We start from the raw sequence: 2,155 nt of genomic DNA on the forward strand, positions 1-2,155 counted from the left end.
GTTAAAGAGCTTTGCTGCGAGAGTTTCTCTCGAAGCGGAGGTGAATTCTAACGAGATAATTGAAAGAGTCAAACACTTTTTCCAATTAATTTTTCTCAGTTGCCTTAACCTCTCTGACCAACGCTGAAGCCTTGCGGCGTCTGCCCTGTCAGTGGATGCGCATTATAGGGAACTGGTTTTTATTGGCAAGTCTAAAATGCATTTTTTCTTATAAAAACTGCTTAACTGCGCAATCATTGAACTACCTGATATTTACACTCAAGATACCCTCAACATACCCACCATTTACTCACAAAAACCTGTTGATAACTTAACCTTCCCCTTCGATGAAATAGGAAATTCTCGCGCGAGGATTAAGATATTCTTTAATTTTCTCCGGTAGCTTACTCGGTAAAATAGCATTCACTATCTTTATGTCTTTCTGTGCCAAGTCGATGATCGGTGCTTGGCTTCGTGGCACTGCGGGATCATAGATAAGAACATTCGGATAGAGGATATGGGCAGAATTTACCGAGATAACTAAACCAACCATCTCATTTGAAAGCTGTACTACCGTTCCCGGAGGGTACACCCCCATAAACTTAATTAAGATACTGAGGTTCTCATTGTTATAAAGAGATTTGCAGTTCTTATATAGATGAGCAAGAGCGACATAAGGGATCTTCTGCTTAGCCGCGACTGGGTTATGACATAAGGCATCATAAGCATTCGCCACCGCAACAATCTGAGTAAGCACATCAATGTGTTCCCCCTTCAGTCCCTGCGGATAGCCAGACCCATCATTAGTTTCATGATGATTTTCTATCACTCGCTTAGCGGAGTCCGGAAAGCCCTCTATATTATCTGCTAATTCTAAACCATATTTAGTGTGCAGCTTTAAGTAGTTTTGCTCAGGCTCCGTTAGCGGAACCGTTTTACGTAAGATGGCGGTTGGAATCTTGATCTTGCCGATATCATGGAACAAGGCGGCAAATGCGAGTTCCTTAATGACACCCACCTCAAGCTTTTTCGCTTTACCGATTAACATCGATAACACAGCAACATTAAGTGAATGAAAATAGATATCCTCAAATTCACTTTGCCCGTTCATTAAATGTAGAGTGACATCCCCATCACTCATCAAGCGATCAACGATATCTTCCACCAGCAGTTGCGCTTCATCAACGGCTTGCTCTGGGCGATTGCGAATTTTGGTCATCACCGCACGCATACGAGCAAGCGAACGTTCAAATTCTTTCTCACATTCCACAACCCGACGACGATACGCACTCATTGTTTCAATTCGTTGCTGCTTCTCTTGCCATAATTGTTCTGCTCGTCTATCCATCGCTTCATTGATTGAATCAGCTGTCGAGCTCTCACTTTGCTGCACAGGTAAAGGCGACACGTCACTTTGATCGGCATTAACGTATACATACTTAATCCCCAAATGACGAATGACGCGAATTTGATCTTGGCTTTTGATTTTGAAACTATTCAAAAGGAAAGGATGTTCGTTCCACTTAACTGGTAAACGAATGTGCAAACCGGGTTGAATTCGGTCTACGGTAATTTTGATATTTGCCACGCTCTAGATACGACTACGAAACCTAATAAAACGCGGCTATTTTAGTGTTAAAGCTCTATCTTTCTAGATGAAAACATCATTTGTGAGAAGTTAGCAGCGTTTATGGCGGTTATTTAACCAAATCACAATGTAGCATCCAACGGATGCCAAACTGATCTTCTACTTTACCAAACCTTGCGCCCCAAAAGGTGTCCGCGAGCGGCATCATCACTGCGCCATTATCCGCGAGCTTATCGAACAACTTTTCTTGGAGATCAAGATCATCAAGAACTAATGATAAAGCAATATTATTTCCTGATACGTCACTAACAACCATGCCATCAGATAGCATTAACTTGAGACCAAAAGCTTCAAACTCAGCATGCATAATCCAATTAGGGTTCGCACCTTCAACAGATTGAGGCGCATCGCGAAAGTACTGCTTAGTCAACACAACACCGCGAAAGCAACGCTGATAAAACTCAAGAGCTTCTTCACAACGGCCAGAGAAGCATAGGTAGGGGGTAAGTTGATACATCACATTCTCCAAACTGACTGTTTTCATTAAAGAATAGCGAAATATCAACGGATGTAATTAGTACTTTAGAA

2 protein-coding genes are annotated in these 2,155 nt (G+C 42.0%); both read right to left on the bottom strand.

Translation table 11 applies throughout. From position 1 onward, the window contains the following. Positions 1–310: 310 nt before the first annotated feature. On the bottom strand, positions 311–1,567 hold the full coding sequence (locus RH85_RS17540; protein ID WP_006714049.1) for a cyclic di-GMP phosphodiesterase: 1,257 nt from the start codon (positions 1,565–1,567) through the stop codon (positions 311–313). 109 nt (positions 1,568–1,676) lie between these two features. After that, complete coding sequence (locus tag RH85_RS17545) at positions 1,677–2,084, bottom strand: VOC family protein (RefSeq protein ID WP_006714050.1); 408 nt, start codon at positions 2,082–2,084, stop codon at positions 1,677–1,679. Between the last annotated feature and the right edge of the window lie 71 nt (positions 2,085–2,155).

Source organism: Vibrio ichthyoenteri ATCC 700023 (assembly GCF_000222605.1).
Taxonomy (GTDB): Bacteria; Pseudomonadota; Gammaproteobacteria; order Enterobacterales; family Vibrionaceae; genus Vibrio; species Vibrio ichthyoenteri.

Excerpts from the sequence above, each read along its gene's own strand:
- RH85_RS17545 (WP_006714050.1), bottom strand. The coding sequence starts at position 2,084 with ATGTATCAACTTACCCCCTACCTATGCTTCTCTGGCCGTTGTGAAGAA.